The organism is Mucilaginibacter sp. cycad4 (genome assembly GCF_034263275.1).
In the GTDB taxonomy this organism is placed as follows: Bacteria; Bacteroidota; Bacteroidia; order Sphingobacteriales; family Sphingobacteriaceae; genus Mucilaginibacter.
Window position 1 is genome coordinate 127,242 of sequence record NZ_CP139559.1, and the last position, 18,378, is coordinate 145,619.

At 43.3% G+C, this 18,378-nt stretch carries 13 protein-coding genes; 8 read left to right on the top strand and 5 right to left on the bottom strand.

The features are described from left to right. Nucleotides 1-4 precede the first annotated feature (4 nt). Nucleotides 5-5,173: a translocation/assembly module TamB domain-containing protein gene (locus SNE26_RS00600; protein WP_321557464.1), complete on the bottom strand. Its 5,169-nt coding sequence runs from the start codon at nt 5,171-5,173 to the stop codon at nt 5-7. A gap of 237 nt (nt 5,174-5,410) precedes the next feature. Here SNE26_RS00600 and dnaE point away from each other — a divergent pair, with 237 nt between their 5' ends. From dnaE to SNE26_RS29490, 3 genes are all read left to right on the top strand, one after another. Continuing rightward, nucleotides 5,411-8,995: a DNA polymerase III subunit alpha gene (dnaE, locus tag SNE26_RS00605; RefSeq protein WP_321557465.1), complete on the top strand. Its 3,585-nt coding sequence runs from the start codon at nt 5,411-5,413 to the stop codon at nt 8,993-8,995. A 64-nt stretch (nt 8,996-9,059) separates the two neighbouring features. Continuing rightward, entirely contained in the window at nt 9,060-9,290 is a 231-nt protein-coding gene (locus tag SNE26_RS00610; RefSeq protein ID WP_321557466.1) for an addiction module protein, read from the top strand. A gap of 5 nt (nt 9,291-9,295) precedes the next feature. Beyond that, nucleotides 9,296-9,601 carry a type II toxin-antitoxin system RelE/ParE family toxin gene (locus SNE26_RS29490; protein ID WP_373695588.1) on the top strand — a complete coding sequence of 102 codons (306 nt, stop codon included), beginning with the start codon at nt 9,296-9,298 and terminating at the stop codon, nt 9,599-9,601. Between the two features lie 26 nt (nt 9,602-9,627). On the opposite strand, the gene SNE26_RS00615 is transcribed toward SNE26_RS29490, so the two are convergent. Continuing rightward, the gene (locus SNE26_RS00615; RefSeq protein ID WP_321557467.1) at nt 9,628-10,038 is read right to left on the bottom strand and encodes a helix-turn-helix domain-containing protein; all 411 of its coding nucleotides are present in this window, start codon (nt 10,036-10,038) and stop codon (nt 9,628-9,630) included. 131 nt (nt 10,039-10,169) lie between these two features. Here SNE26_RS00615 and SNE26_RS00620 point away from each other — a divergent pair, with 131 nt between their 5' ends. From SNE26_RS00620 to SNE26_RS00630, 3 genes are all read left to right on the top strand, one after another. Then, a complete protein-coding gene (locus SNE26_RS00620; protein ID WP_321557468.1) occupies nt 10,170-10,934 on the top strand; it encodes an SDR family oxidoreductase in 765 nt (254 codons plus the stop codon). A 491-nt stretch (nt 10,935-11,425) separates the two neighbouring features. Beyond that, the gene (gene trxA / locus SNE26_RS00625; RefSeq protein ID WP_090531998.1) at nt 11,426-11,746 is read left to right on the top strand and encodes a thioredoxin; all 321 of its coding nucleotides are present in this window, start codon (nt 11,426-11,428) and stop codon (nt 11,744-11,746) included. A 103-nt stretch (nt 11,747-11,849) separates the two neighbouring features. Beyond that, nucleotides 11,850-12,770: a DUF58 domain-containing protein gene (locus SNE26_RS00630; protein ID WP_321557469.1), complete on the top strand. Its 921-nt coding sequence runs from the start codon at nt 11,850-11,852 to the stop codon at nt 12,768-12,770. A 220-nt stretch (nt 12,771-12,990) separates the two neighbouring features. Here the strand turns inward: SNE26_RS00630 and SNE26_RS00635 are convergent, their stop codons facing one another. Further along, nucleotides 12,991-14,322, bottom strand: coding sequence for a HAMP domain-containing sensor histidine kinase (locus SNE26_RS00635; RefSeq protein WP_321557470.1), 1,332 nt, complete (start codon nt 14,320-14,322; stop codon nt 12,991-12,993). Between the two features lie 13 nt (nt 14,323-14,335). Next, the gene (locus tag SNE26_RS00640; RefSeq protein WP_091172639.1) at nt 14,336-15,013 is read right to left on the bottom strand and encodes a response regulator transcription factor; all 678 of its coding nucleotides are present in this window, start codon (nt 15,011-15,013) and stop codon (nt 14,336-14,338) included. Nucleotides 15,014-15,225: 212 nt separating this feature from the next. Between SNE26_RS00640 and SNE26_RS00645 the strand changes: the two genes are divergently transcribed. Further along, nucleotides 15,226-16,719, top strand: a complete 1,494-nt coding sequence (locus SNE26_RS00645) for a glycoside hydrolase family 130 protein (RefSeq protein ID WP_321557471.1) — start codon at nt 15,226-15,228, stop codon at nt 16,717-16,719. Nucleotides 16,720-16,996: 277 nt separating this feature from the next. Further along, on the top strand, nt 16,997-17,665 hold the full coding sequence (locus SNE26_RS00650; RefSeq protein WP_321557472.1) for a hypothetical protein: 669 nt from the start codon (nt 16,997-16,999) through the stop codon (nt 17,663-17,665). Here the strand turns inward: SNE26_RS00650 and SNE26_RS00655 are convergent. Next, nucleotides 17,662-18,345: a phosphatase PAP2 family protein gene (locus SNE26_RS00655; protein ID WP_321557473.1), complete on the bottom strand. Its 684-nt coding sequence runs from the start codon at nt 18,343-18,345 to the stop codon at nt 17,662-17,664. The two genes, SNE26_RS00650 and SNE26_RS00655, sit on opposite strands and share 4 nt — an antisense overlap. Between the last annotated feature and the right edge of the window lie 33 nt (nt 18,346-18,378).

The window sequence follows — 18,378 nt, forward strand, 5'->3', positions numbered from 1 at the left end:
GAGCTTAGTTTGAAGTAGTTTGCGGTTTGTTTTCCTGTTGCTGCTGCATGTTTTTTTGTTCCAGCGCCTTGTCGGCTTCTTCTTGCTTTTGTTTCTTTTCTTTTTCTTGTTGCTGGTACTGGCGGCGTAACCTGCGCTCTTCAGGGGTACGCTTGCGGAAGATCTCCCTGAAACGGTTATAATCAACCGTTAGGGTGAAGCCTACACCGGTTTCAATGATCTGGCCCTGGATCACAATAAATTCATCGCGGCGGTACGCACGCAATGTATAGCGGCCATCCTTACTTAGTTTATATGCTATAGATACGTCGCCCGCTATGTTGGATGCTTTTTGACCCGGTTGATTGCCTTCAAGGTTAAAGTTGTTACCAACGCTTACGGTAAGCCGGTCGCTGAGGAAACGTTTGGACAGGCCAACGTTCAGGTCAGTACGATTGGTTGCCGTGCCCGATGAATAATCTTCACCGGATGTAAGGCCGAAGTTCAGGTCGACACCCGAGATCAAACTGCCCGCCAAACGGTTTAACTGATCTGAAAGGAGGCTGCTTACACTGTTACGGATAGTGCCTTCAACCGTAGTGCCTGCACCCTGGCTTTGCAGCGGGTTATCGCCAATAAAGTGGCCCAGTACCAGCACGCCCAAAACCTGTTTATTAAGTTCGTTAGGGTCTTGCCGTATCTGGGTTAGCCTGGTATTTACGGTGTTTACCACATCTGATGATACGGAATAAGAACTGTCTGGCAATACAATGTCAAAACTTATGTTAGGTGTTAGCAACTGATCTTTCAGGTTAAGGTTAACATTGAAAGGTAGTTTTTGCTTGTACATCGTACTGTTTTGAGCATCCGAAAGTTGGTTTGAAACCAGGTCGATAGGAGGCACATTGGCTACATAAATGGCCGTAAGGTCAATATTGGCGCTGGTTGGATCGCCCGTCCAAACAATGGTACTGCCTTTTTTAAAGTTGAAGGTACGTTTAACAGTTGCATAGGCCAGGTTGTACGAGCCTGAGTTAACTACGTAAGTACCGGTAAGGTTTATTTTGCCGCTTGGGTCAATGCCGCCATTCAGGCTGGCCTCGCCTTTAAGATGTACGATATCGCCGTTTCGCTCATCAACTACAATAGTAAACGCCGCGTTTTTATTTACGTTGATAGTTGCAGAAACATCCAGCCCCGTAACATCCGATTTTTTAAGCGAGTCCAGTTGCCTGGCCAGCAGGATGGAGTCCATTTTAGGGGCATCCTTGTCAATAAAGTCAACCACACCTTTTCGGTCCTCTACCGCCGGGTCGTTGGTAGGCAGTACAAAGGTCATGTCGGTTTTGTCGTTAACGGTAAGGTTGGCATCAACCACCGGCTTAGTCATATTACCGCGGATCTTGATGCGGGTATCCACATAAAGCTTGCCGTAATAAAGTTTGTTATCGGCCTGGGTTGAATTGGTAACCCTGAAATTATTGGCGTTGATATCCATACCGAAGGCAAAATCGGTGTAAGTTTTGGTATAAATACTGCCGCTTACCACAGCCTTGTTGCCGGTTGAATCAACCAAAGTGAAATCATTAAAACGGATCCCCTCGTTATTAAAAGTGATACTTTCCTGCGGCATTCGGAAGTAGGAGTTAAGCATGGCTACGTTAAAGCCTACTTTATTAAAGTTGACGTCGCCCCGCACTGATGGAGCGTCCGTAGTACCTGATATTTTAAGTGCTCCGGTAATATTGCCCGTAGCATTGCGCAGGTTGCCAAAGCTGAAACCCTCGATGCTCTTCATGCTCAAGTTCACGATATTCAGGTCGAGGTCAAAACGGCTTTCTGGCGAGGTATAATAGGTGCCAGTGAGATCAACCTGGTTGCCTTTGCCCGTTATGCTCATTTGTGCTGCATAAGCATTGGCGGTTTGGTTATTTACTTTAAGGGCAATGTTACCTACCGTATCGCCTTTAAAGTTGAAATCGTTAACGTTGATGGCGGCGGTAAATACAGGAGTTGTTTGGAAGTTGCTTACAGTAGCATCGCCATTAATGGTGCCGCCTACCTGTAACGAATCCTGTTTGGCCATTTTGGTAAGCGCCTCAATATGGAAATTGTTAAACTTGATATTCAGCGGACTGTTAAACTCCTGCGTACTGCTGTTAACGCTCAGTACCTGGTTGTTATTGGTAATGGTAAAGTTGTGTGCCAAAATGCCTTTTGGCCCGTATTGCAAAAAGTTATCATCGCTAACCGCCCACGGCAAATAATCAAGCAGCAGGCCATCTTTATTAAAGCTGAACTGGTACTCATCCGGCAAGATGCTGAAGGTACCCGCTACACGGAAACGTTCCTTCTTAGCCGCATCGCGGATCTGTAGGCTTAAACCAGCTTTATTATCCCGGGCAGCGCCGGAGATGCTGGTATTCAGCAGATCGACAGAGGTGCCAACTTTAACCTCATCAACCGAAAAGTTATAGTTAAGCGCATTATTGGCCGTATTGATATTAAGAGATGCCTTGTTAACCGTATTGGTGCCGTAAACCACTTTTGGTATGGAGCCTTTAACAACCAATTCACCTGTTTGGCTGTCGAAGCTGCCGTTCAATAACACAGGGTCAAGCTGTTTCAGGTCTGGTACAAACTGGGTAAGCAATGGGGTTTTAACTAACCGGGCTTCAAACTTAAACTGCTGCGCATCGTACTTAACTACCGGTGCGGGCTTGGTTTTAATGGTTTTGCCGCCCTTGGTTTTTACAGCCACCTGCTGCCCGCCGGCAATGGCGGTGTTAAAATATTTGTCGATCACATCCTGCAGGGCCGGGGCTATCTGCGTAAGTTTGTACTTACCGGCCATGTGAGCGCTCATTACAGAGGTTTTTAAACGAAGCGTACTGCTGTCGGCACTGGCTGTTGAAATGAGGCTGATGGTATCCATCTGGATGCGCTGGCCTTTGTTAACTACCAACAGGTCGGTGGCTTTGATATCGGCGTTCAGATAATCAGGATCGGCAGTTGGTACATCGGCAATGATCTTGCCATGAAAACGCATATCGTCCTTAACAAAATTGAGGTTTTTAAGGTTGATGCTATCCACATTTAAAGTAGCTTTAACTGCCGGATATTTTTTATTGAGGTTGGCCTTGGCATCAAGGCTGAAATTAATGTTAGGATCTTTCATGCGGGCAACGGCCGTATAAGCGCCATTGCTTGAAGTGCCATTCATTACCAGGTTTTGGTAGGTATAACCCTTAACATAGGCCTTAGCCACATTGCCGTTAAATGCTATGCTTGCCTTTTTGGGATCGAGGCTTTTGCCCTTTAAATTGGCGTTCATGGTGATGCGGCCAACCATTTGCGGTTGTTTGGTAAGTGCACCAATATTGAGCTCATTGGCCTTGATATTGGCCGTGTATGTAGCTGTATTTTTATTTTGTCCGTTCGTTAAAGCTGCAACCAGATCAACCGCACCATAGCTTGAGCGGAGTATCATTTTAGTACTAAAGGTGTACATGCTGCCTTTAAAGTTACCCTTAAGGTTCATTTTTTCAGGAATGCTCACATTTGGCGGGATGCTGCCTGCCGGGGCCAGTTTGGTTATGTCGCTGCGGCTGGTGCTGAAGTCGGCAATACTAACATCAAAAGTAGCTTTTTTTACATCGGGCAGTCCTTTCATTTTAGCCGATGCTTTTATATGGGTACTGCTCAATCCCGTGACTTCAAGGTTAGGGATGTCAAGGTTATCAACCTGGCCGCTCACCCGGCCATTGATCTTGAACACCGTACCCGGCGATGATTTGAAGGGCTCCATAGCTGCCATGGTCGGCATCAGCAGTAAAACATCTTTTAAACCCAAACGGCTGCCGTCTAAATTGGCATTGATACCCAGAGCGCCAATGTTTTTGGTGATGGCATCAATAGAAGGGTAACGTACCTGAACTGATTTTTGCAGCCTGGTATTAGGGGTTTCCAGTAACAGGTCATTCATATAGGCGTTGGTTGGCCCGTACAAAAATGCGGTATGGAACTTGTTGATCTTTAAACCGCTTTTTTCGGTAAAGGTGAATGAGTTGATCTTGCCCGAAATGGTATCGGGACTGTAAGATATATTTTCAGCTTCGGCATTAAGGCTGCGGATATCCATGTGGCCAAAATCAAGGCCTTTGGGTATGGCTTTCTGCGCTTCGTTATCAAACTTAATATTATCGTTAGTGAAAGTAACCTTGCCAATGGTTGCCCGCCATGCCGATTTGGTAGGAGAGGACACCAGCGTATCCAGCTTTTTAATTGTTTTAACAACTTCTTTAACTACCGTTTTGGGTTTGGCAAGGGTCAATCCGGCTTTGGTATTGCTCAGTTCAATATTTTTGATACCCACCTTTTGGTTTTTCAGGTCGATCTTATCCATCTCCACTAAAAACTTGTTCAGGTCTACCTTGGCACCCATTTCGGCGCTTTGGTAATCGACTTTGATTTTGGAGATATCAATCACGCCTAAATTCAAATCCATATTAAGTGGGGCTGTGGCTGTATCAGGAGGCGGCGGACCGGTTGGTGTTTGGACGATTTTGGCATTTACATCGCTCAGGGTGGTTTTGGGTATGGTGAACTTCATCTTATCCATATCAAAATCTTTTATGCGGGTATCAAAATGGCCTAATAAAAACTTTACATCGTTGCCGGTAATGGCATCTTTATATTTTACGTTGATCTTATCGAGGATGATCTTATCAACAGAAAATTTCATGGTTGAGGTGGTATCGGTTGGCTTAACTTCCTTCTTTTGTTCGCCAACAAAGGCTTTCATAATGTAGTCGAAGTTGAACACACTGTCGGCGCCACGGTTTACATTGGCGGTGATGCCCTGCAGGTTTACCTCGTTTACCTCAACCTCGCTGTGCAGCAATTTGAGCATGCTGATATCAACTTTAAGTTTTTCGCCGGCTATAAGGGTGTCTTTTTTCTGATCCTCAAAATACACATCTTCCAGCACGAGCAGCTTGGGCAGCCCGAGACTGATATGGCCAATCTTAACTTTGGTATGGATCTTATTTTGTAAAAAAGTTACGGCTTTATCTTTCGCGAAGTTTTGTACAGCGGGAACCTGTATCAAAATTACTACAAGGATAACCAGCAGAACTACACTCACCAGTATCCAAAGTATTGTTTTAAGGGTTATTCGTAGTATTTTTTTCAATTGTATGTGTATTTCAAAGGTGAAGATCGCGCTGGTTAATATAAACAAATAATAAGCCAAGCCCCCTCTAAATCTCCCCCGGTAGGGGAGACTTTTTAATTGCAAATTTTAAAGCCCTCCCTTCCGGGGAGGGTTGGGAGGGGCGGGCCGCTACTTTTGTTTTTCAACACGTAACCCCCTGAACTTGTTTTTTAATAACTTTGTACTTCATAACGATTTTGCTGAAACGGATTAACTATGCCTGATTTTTCTCACCTCCACGTACATACCCAGTTCTCATTGCTTGATGGGGCAGCCGATATATCCAAGCTGTATAAAAAGGCTGCCAAGGATGGGATGAAGGCCCTGGCCATTACCGATCATGGTAATATGTTTGGCGTATTTAAGTTTGTGGCCGAAGCCGGCAAGCACAATGTAAAACCCATTGTAGGCTGCGAGTTTTATGTGGTTGAAGACAGGCATAAAAAGCAGTTTACCAAAGAAAATAAGGATGTTCGCCGCCACCAGCTCATGTTGGCTAAAAACCCTACAGGTTATAAAAACCTGGTAAAGCTATGCTCGCTGGGGTATATGGAAGGCCTGTACAGTAAATGGCCCCGTATTGATAAAGAGCTCATCTTAAAATATCACGAAGGTATCATCGCTACTACCTGCTGTATAGGCGCCTCAGTACCACAGGCTATATTAAGAGATACGCCCGAAAATGCCGAGAAGGAATTCAGATGGTGGCTTGATCTGTTTGGCGAGGATTTTTATATCGAGCTGCAACGCCACGAGATCCCCGAACAGCAAACTATTAATAATGTATTGCTTACTTATGCTAAAAAGTATAACGTTAAGGTGATTTGCTCAAATGATTCGCACTATGTGGATCAGCAGGACTCCAACGCCCATGATATTTTGCTTTGTGTAAACACAGGCGATATGCAAAGCACCCCGATAGCTACCGACGAAGAAGGTGGTAAAGGCTATCGTTTCGGTTTCCCTAACGATCAGTTTTACTTTAAAACACAGGAAGAAATGGGTAAGCTGTTCCATGACATACCCGAATCGTTAGATAATACCAATGAGATAGTTGATAAGGTAGAGGTATTAAAGCTTAAACGCGATATCCTGCTGCCCAACTATGTTATCCCTGAAGAATTTAAAATTCATAAAACGCCTGATGCTGATACCCTTAATCAATGGGAATACCTGAAACACCTTACCTTTATGGGTGCCAAGGAGCGCTATCGTGATATTAGCCCGGAAACTGAAGAACGTATCAATTTTGAATTGTTCACCATTCGTACCATGGGTTTTGCAGGGTATTTCCTCATCGTGGCCGACTTTATCAGGGCTGGTCGTGATATGGGGGTGTTCATTGGCCCCGGCCGTGGTTCGGCAGCAGGTTCGGTGGTGGCTTACTGTACCGGGATTACCAATATCGACCCTATGAAGTACAACCTCCTGTTTGAGAGGTTCCTGAACCCCGACCGTAAGTCGATGCCCGATATTGATACGGACTTTGACGATGCCGGCAGGCAAAGGGTTATTGACTACGTTGTTGATAAATACGGCAAAAATCAGGTGGCCCAGATCATTACCTATGGTTCAATGGCTGCGCGTACCAGTATCCAGGATGTAGGCCGTGTGCTTGATATGCCGCTGGCCGATGTAAGCGCCATGAAAAAGCTGGTGCCCGAAACATTGGGTATCACCCTGAAGGATGCTATTGAGCAGGTTCCGGAATTAAAAGAGATCCTCAACGGTAACGACCTCAAAGCACAGGTACTACGCGAGGCCGAAAAGCTGGAAGGCTCGGTACGGAACACCGGTGTACACGCCGCGGGGATCATTATTGCTCCTTATGATCTTACCGACATTGTACCCGTAGCTACCGCTAAAGATTCGGACCTGCTGGTTACCCAGTATGACGGCCGTGTAATTGAGGATGCGGGTGTAATTAAGATGGACTTTTTGGGCTTAAAAACCCTTACCATTATTAAGGACGCCCTGCGCATGATCAAACAAAATCACGGCGTTGTAATAGACATTGACTACATCCCGCTTGATGACCTTAAAACTTACGAGCTTTATCAGCGTGGCGATACCAACGGTACTTTCCAGTTTGAAAGTGATGGTATGCAAATGTACCTGCGCGAGCTAAAGCCCGATAAGTTTGAGGACTTGATAGCCATGAACGCACTTTACCGCCCGGGCCCGATAGAGTATATCCCAAACTTTATTTCCCGTAAGCATGGCCGCGAACCGATAGTGTTCGATTTGCCTGACATGGAAGAGTACCTGGGCGAAACCTACGGTATTACCGTGTACCAGGAACAGGTGATGCTTCTGTCGCAAAAGTTAGCAGGCTTTAGTAAAGGCGATGCCGACGTTTTGCGTAAGGCTATGGGTAAAAAGCAAATTGAGGTACTGAACAAAATGGAAGCCCAGTTTATGGATGGGGCAGTAGCTAAAGGCCACCCCAAAGATAAGCTTACCAAAATCTGGACCGACTGGAAGGCATTTGCCCAGTACGCGTTTAATAAATCGCACTCTACATGCTACGCTTTTGTGGCATACCAAACCGCTTATTTAAAAGCGCACTATCCGTCAGAGTATATGGCGGCGGTTTTGAATAACCAGAATAACATTGAAAAAATTACCTTCTTTATGGAGGAATGCCGCCGTATGGGGGTTGAGGTTTTAGGGCCGGATATCAACGAGTCGGACATGGCCTTTGCGGTAAACAAGCGCGGGCAGGTACGCTTTGGTTTAACCGGTGTAAAAGGTGTGGGCGATAAAGCGGTAGAAAGTATCATTGAAGAACGTAACGCCAATGGTCCCTTTGAAACCGTATATGACTTTGCACGGCGCTCCAATACGCGCAGCGTTAACCGTAAATCGTACGAGAACCTGGTATATGGTGGTGCGTTCGATGGTTTCGGGATTGCCCGCGCCCAGTTTTTTGCCAAAACTGAGTTGGGCACCTTAACCGGTGTTGAACGGCTCATTAAGTACGCCAATGATTATCAAAACGTGCAAAGCAGCTCGCAGTCGTCATTATTTGGCGGTTCGGTAGCGTCATATGTACCTGAGCCGGCCATGCCCGATGTTGAGGAATGGCCGCTGATAGAAAAGCTGAAATACGAAAAAATGGTTATTGGCATTTATTTAACCGGTCACCCGCTGGATAATTATAAAGTTGAGCTTAAACGTTTCTGCAACGCCAATATCAGCGATCTGAAGCTAATGCAAAAAGCCCGCTCGGGCGAAGGTGGCGAGGATGTAACTGCGGCGTTCAATGAACTGCGCCGTCGGGGTGAGTTGCGGATTGGCGGCCTGGTATCAAGCGTTCAGCATAAAATGACTAAAACAGGTAAACCATTCGGCACTTTTGTGTTTGAAGACTATAATGAATCATACGAGTTTGCGCTCTTTGGCGACGACTATGTAAAGTTTCGCAATATGATGATGGAAGGATACTTTCTGCATATTAAAGGAACTATCGAAGAAAAATTCCGTCAGAAAGATAACTGGGACCTGCGCATCGCGGTAATGGACCTGCTATCAGAAATGCGTGATAAACTCACCAAATCATTAACTGTTTGCATCGATATGAACATGCTTAACAGCAAACTGCTTGATGATATCCAGCACATGATTGATGAAAATAACCAAAAATACCCGGTAAAAAACTGCAAGCTCCGCTTTCAGATCAGGGACAGGGAAGAGGTAATGCTGGTTGAACTGTCATCCAAATCATTTAAAGTAAACCCAAGCGATGATTTTATGGCCGGGATACATAGTTTGACTAATGAGGAGCCGGTGCTGAGTTAGGATATGAACAGGCTTGGTATAGTTGAATTAATAAGTTAAATTTGTTTAACAAGTGATCGTTATTATGGAAACAGAAGTTATTAGGGAAAGACTACAGGAGTATATCCGTTTTGCTGATGATAAAAAAGTAGCAGCCATATACACAATGGTTGAGAATGAGATACAGGACGAACTCGATTTGTGGGAGGACCAGGACTTCTTAAACGAAATGAAAAGCCGCGTAGATGATTATGAGAGCGGCAGAGTTGCAGGAATTCCCTGGGAGCAGGTTAAGAAAAATGCAAGAGCGCGGTAGTTCTGATGAGATATAACATTGAATTACTTCCGAAGGCCGAAATAGAATATCAGAAAGCATACAGGTGGTATGAGGAGCAATTAGTCGGACTGGGTGATCGTTTTGAAACTTCCGTCGAGCGAAAATTAAATAGTATAAGTAATAACCCTCTTTTTTATCCTAATAAAAGTGGAAAATTACGTGAATGTAAAGTAGACGACTTTCCTTTTTTGATCATTTTTAGAGCTTACTCTGAGAAGAATCTCATCTTTGTTTATTCAATATTCCATACCAGTCGTCGCCCTGGTAAAAAATACAAGAAAAACCTGTAGAGATATCGTTTTACAATATCTACATTTTACACCTCCGCCTTCATCACCTCATCATCCTGCTTAATTAAAGTATAACAAGTATAATCAGGCTTGATCACTTCTCCGTTAGCATTAGTAACAGTCATGTAATGGCTGCCCCATCTTTCGAGGGTGTAAAATATAGATGATAATTCTTCGCCAATAAGGGTAAGGGAGTATTCAACCCTTGGGGGCACTTCGGGAAAAATGTGGCGTGATACTATACCGTCCTCTTCCAGTTCGCGGATCTGTTGTGAAAGCATCTTTTCGGTCATGCCTGGAATAGCCCGGTTTATCTCGCTGTATCGCTTTTGTCCTGATAATAATTGGTTTATTATACTCAGTTTCCACTTACCGCTGATCACGCTGAGGGCCGCTGCCATGGTGCATGAATGATCGGAATGTCTGTTTTTTGTCATAATGAAAAAGGCGATATGTTGATTGCATCAAACCGGCCCATAACCTACCAAAAAGTATGTTGCACACAAAATGGTGCATTCTTGTGGGGAACTGTAGTCCGCTGTATCTTTGATGTATCAAAACAAAGATAATGAAAAACTTACAAGGAAAAACAGCAGTAATAACAGGCGGTAATAGTGGTATAGGCCTGGCCACAGCACAGGAGTTCATTTCACAAGGTGCAAAAGTGATCATCACCGGCAGGAACCAAAAATCAATTAATGAAGCACTTGAAATACTTGGCGCCGATGCTAAAGGCGTAATTGCCGACAGCGGCGACATGAGCCAGGTAAAACAATTAGGTGAAAAAGTAAAAGCCTTTTCCGAAAAAATTGACATCGTGTTTATCAACGCCGGTATTGGCCAGTTCAATTCGACTGAGCAGATGAGCGAGCAGATGTTTGATGACATCATGAACATTAACTTTAAAGGTGCTTACTTCAGTATTCAGCAGTTGTTGCCTTTAATTAACGACGGCGGTTCTATCATCCTGAATACATCAATTAATGCACATATTGGTATGGCTGGTGCAACTGTTTATGCAGCAAGTAAGGCAGCATTGCTTTCATTGGCTAAAAACATTTCGGCCGAGTTGTTACCTCGCCGCATCAGGGTAAACTCTGTAAGCCCGGGCCCGGTTGTAACGCCTTTACATACTGCCGATAAATTAGGCTTAACCCAGGAACAGTTGGAAGGTATGGGCTCCGAACTGATAAAACAGATCCCAATGGGCCGTTTTGGTTTAGCTGAGGAAATTGCCAAAACAGTTACTTTCTTCGCATCAGATGACTCAACATTTATAACAGGTGCCGAGCTGATTGCTGATGGTGGCATGGCCACTTTAAAAGGTGCCTAAGCCCCCTCTAAATCTCCCCCTGAAGGGGGAGATTTTTTAATCTTCGTCAGGGAAAGATGGGGGATAATATCTTAACTGATGACCGGCGGCTGTAGCTTCCGGTCATTTTTATTGTCTGAATCAGAATTTACGGAATTAGTTAATTTTTGGAATACTAAGCAGATTCAATAAATTACCAAGTAGCCTCCTTCATAAACAGTCTATTTGTTAATTCTAAAATTCTGATTCAGACAGTTATAATGTTAATTAATACCGCTAATGTTAAAAAGTAACCCGTCTGTACAGTTGCAAATATGCTTTGTAAATGAGTTATTTGTGTTAATACGTCATGTCGCAAAGCGGTATTTGGTGGTGTAAACGCGACAAATGGTCATGCCTGCGTTAAGGGCGTGTATGATAATAATATAATTGTCACATTGTCAGTAACACACTTGTGGCAAGCAATTTGAATAGCATATATTTGTAAATACAAAATTTAAAAAATAGAAATCATGGCTTTAGAAATAACTGATGCAAACTTTGACGAGCTTGTCCTGAAATCAGACAAACCAGTATTAATTGACTTTTGGGCAGAATGGTGTGGTCCGTGTAGGATGGTAGGTCCGGTAGTTGAAGATATTGCAAAAGAATATGAAGGCAAAGCTGTTGTTGGTAAAGTAGATGTTGACAACAACCCAGGCATATCTGTAAAATATGGTATCCGTAACATCCCTGCCTTATTGTTCTTCAAAAATGGCGAAATTGTGGATAAACAAATCGGTGCTGTGCCAAAATCAGTATTAACTGATAAACTGGTAAAACAGTTAGCATAACTCAAAGAAGCTTATTTAATGCTACACACTGTAGCGTTAACACAACATATTTTTTGAAAAGCGTTGCAATTTTGCAGCGCTTTTTTTATGCCTATATTAGCCTATGTCCAAATTAAATGATGATCAGCAAATAAGACAACTGGCCAATCTCGAACTGCTGGCCCGGCAGGTAGTTGAAGGTTTTATCACCGGCCTGCACCAAAGTCCCTTTCATGGTTTTTCGGTTGAGTTTGCCGAACATCGCCTGTACAATAACGGTGAATCGGTGAAAAATATCGACTGGAAACTGCTGGCCCGTACCGATAAACTGTTTGTAAAGCAATTTGAAGAAGAAACCAACCTGCGTTGTTTCCTGCTGCTGGATACGTCGTCATCCATGAATTTCCCCGAAACAGGTACCAGTAAGCTGCAATTTTCGGTTTATGCCATAGCATCGCTCATGTACCTGTTCAAAAAACAGCGCGACGCGTTTGGACTTTGCCTGTTTTCGGATAAAATAGACTGGATCAGTGCAGCAAAATCAACCACAACGCATTTGTTTTATTTATATGCCGAGCTGGAAAAAATGTACGCCAGTCCTAAAGCAAATACCCAAACCAATATCACCAATGTATTGCACCATATAGCCCAGGAAATTCACCAGCGTTCGTTGGTGATCATTTTTAGCGATATGCTGGAGAATAACCTGGATATGGAAAAGCAACAGGCTTTATTTGCGGCTATTCAGCATTTGAAATTTAATAAGCATGAAGTGGTGATCTTCAATGTTACCGATAAGCAAAAAGAGCTTGAACTTAATTTTGATAACCGCCCGCATCATTTTGTAGATATTGAAAGCGGTGACGAACTAAAGGTGAACCCCGCCCGCATCCGCGATGCCTACAAGGCATCGCTAAAAGAATACCGGCACCAGCTGGAGCTAAAATGTGCCCAGTATCATATCGACCTGGTTGATGCTGATATCAATGAAGGCTACCATCACATTCTGAATGCTTACCTGGTTAAGCGAAATAAGATGATATAAGAGGATTACAAAAGAGCGTCATTGCACGAAGCAATCCCAAACTATACAGAGCCGCTCTGCTAATCGGGGATTGCTTCGTGCCTCGCAATGACGGTTTTATTATAAATGTATTTTTTTGAAATTAAAAAAGGCTGTTACCAACTGGAAAACAGCCTCTATAGTTAAATAGGGGATTTACTTATAAAATAAACTTTGTAAATGTATGGAGACAATATGAAGTTTAAGTGAAGTCTGGTTCGCGGTCAAATATGAGGAATACACTGGTGCCCTGATCTCTTACCGAGTCTATTTTTACCCTGATGCTATGAAAAGCGGTAATGCTTTTTACAATGGCTAAACCAAGGCCATAACTTTCCTTTTCTTCAGTTTCAAATTTTTCAAAACGGTTAAAAGCATTTTCTATTTGTTGCTGGTCCATACCCGGGCCTGTATCAGTAATTTCAAGTATATAAATATCATCCTTAAGCTCATCGGCAATGGTAATACTGCCTTTGGGCTTATTGTACTTGATAGCGTTGTTAATGAGATTGAACAACAGGGTGTGCATCAGCGGGCGGTTACCCATAATGGAGTAAATATATTTGATATTGTTGTTGAAAGTGAGGTGTTTTTCTTCCAGCCGGTCTTCCAGTTCTTCCTGGATCTCCATAATTACACCTGCTATCATTACCACATCGGTTTTGGCATATTGGTTATTTTCAACTTTCGAGATCAGCAGCAGGCTATTAATGATAGATTTAAGCCGGTTTAATGTTTTCAGCGAAGCGTGCATTTTGTTTTCGCTGGCTTCGCTAAGTTCTTCGTGTAATAAAATATTCTCCAGCCGCGAGCTGATAATTGATATGGGGGTAAGTAACTCGTGCGATACATTGGCAATAAACTGTTTTTCCAGAGCAAACAGGTTACTGATTTTTTTCATGAGCGTGCTGATACTGTCATCAAGCAATTCAAAATCCTGAGTGGTAGTCTGGATCTTTTCGTAATCAAAGTTCATTGGATCATTTACTTTGATCAGTTTGCGGTCGATGATCTTATAAAAGGGGGCAAGCAAAAATTTGGTGAACACCAGGTCACTTACCAGCGTAAGGGCAAGTGCTATCACCAGTGTTAAAAGGGTAAATCGTTTAATGATGGATTTTAATTCCTCAATGGAGGTAATTGACACGCCAATTTCAAGCAGATAGGTATGGTTATTAAAATTAAACTGGTGAGTCAGGATACGATAAGTTTGCGTGACCAGGTCACTGGTACGGGTTTCGGTTGTGAACTTTACAGCTTTGGTTTCGGTGGGCTCAAATTTAACAGGTGTTATAATAATGAACTCCTCTTTTAAAATATTATAATCGGTATAAGGCTTTTGATTAGCAAGCTTGCTGTTGATCTCTTTTGAGCTGAGATTTTTAAGCGTTTCCCTTTCATTTTCCTCAAGCCTGAGCTCTACATGATTATACGAGATCTTCTCGATAGAAAGCAGGATAAGCAGGCCAGTGAAAAGTATGATGGCTAACTTGGTTAACGTATTGTAAAGGGCCAGTTTTACCTGTAATTTCATGAGGCTGTTAATTTCAGATGTTGATACGGTAGCCGATACTCCTTACGGTTTCAAACCAATCGATAGGAATATATGCCGATAGCTTTTTACGCAGATTTTTAACGTGAACATCCACAAAGTTGGAGTCGGAATTTATTTCCAGCACATCGCCCCAAACATGTTCGGTAAGGTTGGTGCGCGATATCACCCTGTTTTTGTTAAGTACCAGGTAGTTGAAAATCTCAAACTCTTTTTTGGTGAGGGTTATACGCTCATCATTGTAAGTAACGGTACGGTTTTGTATATTGATCTTTAAGCCTTTTACATTAATGTCATTACTTTCCAGGCGGTGTTTGCGGCGGGTGATGGCGTGCATACGGGCTAATAGCTCGTTTAACGAAAACGGTTTTGCCAGGTAGTCATCGGCTCCCTGCTCAAGGCCCGATACCCGGTCGTCAACAGCACCGCGGGCGGTGAGGATAATTACGGCATCTTCACGCTCGTTCATGCCTTTCAGCATTTTAAGCAGGTCAAAGCCATCACCGTCGGGCAAGCCCAGGTCGAGTAAGATAAAGTCGTAATTGTTTACAAAGATTTTTTCAGATGCCGATTTTTTGGTGCGGGCATGCTCAACGGTAAAACCTTCGTGGCTTAAAAATTCATCAACTTCAAGCGCAAGGCCTTTTTCGTCTTCAACAATTAATACGTTCATAATTGTGCATTTACAGGAACTATCAATAAGGGTTACAGGATCAGGATTATTCACGGCAGGCAAAGTACCGTACCGAAGATTAATAAAGTATGAAGATAGGTTTTTATAGCTGCCTGTAAAGTGTCATTTTTTAAATCTTGCGTTTAAATTAAAAAAGCGCAAATCAATTTGCGCCGATTGGTGTTACAAACTAAAAGCTACCACTTCATTGTATGAGACTTTCTATCGAACGCAAACCCATCCGGGTAAATCCAGATCCGAAACGTGTAATAGCAAGATTTTTTTTTAATGGGAACGACCGTGCCAAAGAGGTTATTGAGCGTGTAATGCTAATCAGCGAAGATGATGCTTTTGGCATTGTATCGCCCTTGCTGCAGGAGTATTCCAAAAGGCACCGCAATATTACCCGTGTGCTCAACAGGCATTGCAGCAAGCTTAAACCCTTGTTTTTAGAGCTTAATATTGATTTTGATACGCTTACCGTTTATCGCAAGCTGCTTATAGGCTCTTATTTTACGCATGAGTATTCCATAGAATCGGCCGCCTTCTTTAATCCCTCGATAGTGGAAGATCCTGACCAAACCGAGCTTGAGGACGGCCAGCGCAGGGTGATCATCAGTTTCCGGGCTGTAGGCGAGGGGCATATCTCTTCCATAACTTTTCGCCGGGCCTGGATAGATAAGGATAACAACATCAGCATACAACCCGCCGGCAGCTATATTGATGAAGCCGAAATTGTGAGGAATGCCGTTTATAATAAAAAGCTTTTTTTTGAAAAAGCAGCCATCACCCAAATCAATATTGATGTTATAAGCGAGCTGGAGTCAAAGCTTGATCATCACTTTGAGTACGCCAACCTGCGCAGGATCATTATGGACTCGCAAAAACTACAGGAAGACGACATGAAGCGGCTGGAGTACGATAAGGTACTTTGGCTTGCAGACTCCTATTATGAAATTGTTTTTTCATTGGATACCGATATTTCCGACAGGGTGATCTTCCCGATATCCGAATATGAACGTAAGGGTATTGAGGATGCCCGTTTTGTACAGTTTACCAATGATGACGGCAGTAAACTGTACTATGCTACCTATACAGCCTACGACGGCTCGCTGATTATGCCCAAACTGCTGCAAACAACCGATTTTTATAATTTTAAGATCATGCCTTTGTATGGGGCCGGCGCGCAAAATAAGAACCTGGCCCTGTTTCCGCGCAAGGTGAACGGCAAATATGTGATGATATCGCGGATAGACGGCTGTAATAACTATATCATGTACTCGGATAAGATCAATATCTGGGAAAAGCCGGTGATGCTGCAGCAGCCTAAATTTAGCTGGGAGTTTGTACAGATAGGCAATTGCGGTTCGCCCATTGAAACACCCGACGGATGGATCATGATAACCCACGGCGTTGGCCCCATGCGCCGTTATGTACTGGGTGCAAGCCTGCTTAAACTGGATGACCCAACGGTTGAGATTGGCCGCCTGCACGAGCCATTGCTGATCCCCAACAGTGATGAACGGGAAGGCTATGTACCCAATGTGCTTTATTCATGCGGGGTAATTGTGCACAACAATAAACTTATTATCCCTTACGGTGTTTCCGACTCGTCAACCGCCTTTGCCGAGGTATGTTTAGATGAGCTTTTGAATAAGCTGAAAGCCGGAGAAGAGCTTAATGCTGAAAGCAGAAAGCTATCATAAAGGAATTTCTACATCCGGCGTCGCGAGGTACGAAGCAATCCGAAACCCTACAGATCGAACCTGCAAATCGGTGGATTGCGCATGCCATATAATGACGTTTTTTTGTGCAAAATCGAGGGGAAAAATGAATTCTACACTGTGAAAATTTTTAGCCTTAAGCTTTTTGCCTTTGGCTTTAAGCTTTCTTAAGTGTTGATTATAAGTCATTTAACTTTCATGTAAATCTCATAATGTATTATTAGTTAAAACTTATTCTTCTTTTTCAAGTTAAATAAATATGAAAAAGATAATTTTAAGCTTAAGCATAATGCTGTTTTCGCTTGCAGGTTTTAGCCAGGCACTTAAACCTGTAAAGATAGATAGCCTCGTCACGGTTTCGCTACCCGAAGGCTTTACTAAAAAGGATACATTAGGTCAGCAGATATACCAGGGTACTGCATCATTAGGTAATATTCTTGTTTTGCGCGTGCCAAACGCTAATACAAAACCTTTGAATAAAGAGAGCGACTTGAAAGATGTATTTAAAACCTACATCAAAGGTATCCAAAAACAATCTGTTAATGGCAGTGTAATGTATCCGCGTGATACCACTATCGGTAAACTGGAAGGAAAGGTGTTCACCCTCAGGATTGATAACAGCGGTTCAACCGGCGAATCTCCGGAGTTAAGAAATTTTATCCTGTTATATACCCAGGACGTCACCTACACTTTTGAATATAACTATCCGGAGCAACGACTTGACCTGACAAAGGCCGAGCTGAAACAATTTTCGGGTTCTATCAAAATCGCGCCTACTTTGGATCGCCGCGATCAGTATTTGTCTGACGCAAAAGGCATGTCTGCCCCGGCCAAAATAGGGATTTATGGTGGCGGCGCCGTTATAATACTGATTATCGTATTAACCGTTATCAAACGTAAAAACAGTCAGCTGGAAGCCGGAGTTTAATTAGCAACCGGGGCTTTTTTGAAAATGCTGTCAAGCAGGCCCCTGTTCCATTTGGCCGAATTGATGAACTGTTTTCCATCAAGCCAGGTTAACCAAAATATAGTAACAAACACACCAATAGCCGAGCCGGCAAGCACGTCTTCATAAAAGTGCTCGGTTAAATAAATTCGTGAATAGCCAACCATCATGGCAACAAACAAGGCTGGGATTCCCCAGCCTTTGTTTTTACAAAGGTACGTTATTACCAGCGCCGCCGAAAAAGCACTCACCGTATGTCCGGATGGAAAACTGTATTTCTCCAATATATAAACGCCTTCTACCGTATGTACCCTGGTCCACTCGCTGGCAAAGTATAGCTTTGGCCGGGGAGCAATATAAATGTATTTAAGAATTTGGGCCGCGATGGACGTTATGGCATAACTTGAGGCCATTAACAGCCAGCTGCGGTAACTGAATAAAAGCATAGCAAGTGATACTATCACGGCTGTGGTGCCGTCGCCGATGTCTGTAACATAAGGCTCAATGGTATCGAGCCATGGTTGGTGCCAACCGTTTACAGTAAAAAAAATAGCCTCACGGGTACATAACAGTTTAACGATCAGACAGGCCGATAAAACGATAAGGTAAAGGATAAAAAAAGGGCGGATCCTGTACAAAACGTCTTTTATTCCTATCTTCATGTCGCAAAGTAAGCATATACTTATTCAATGCAA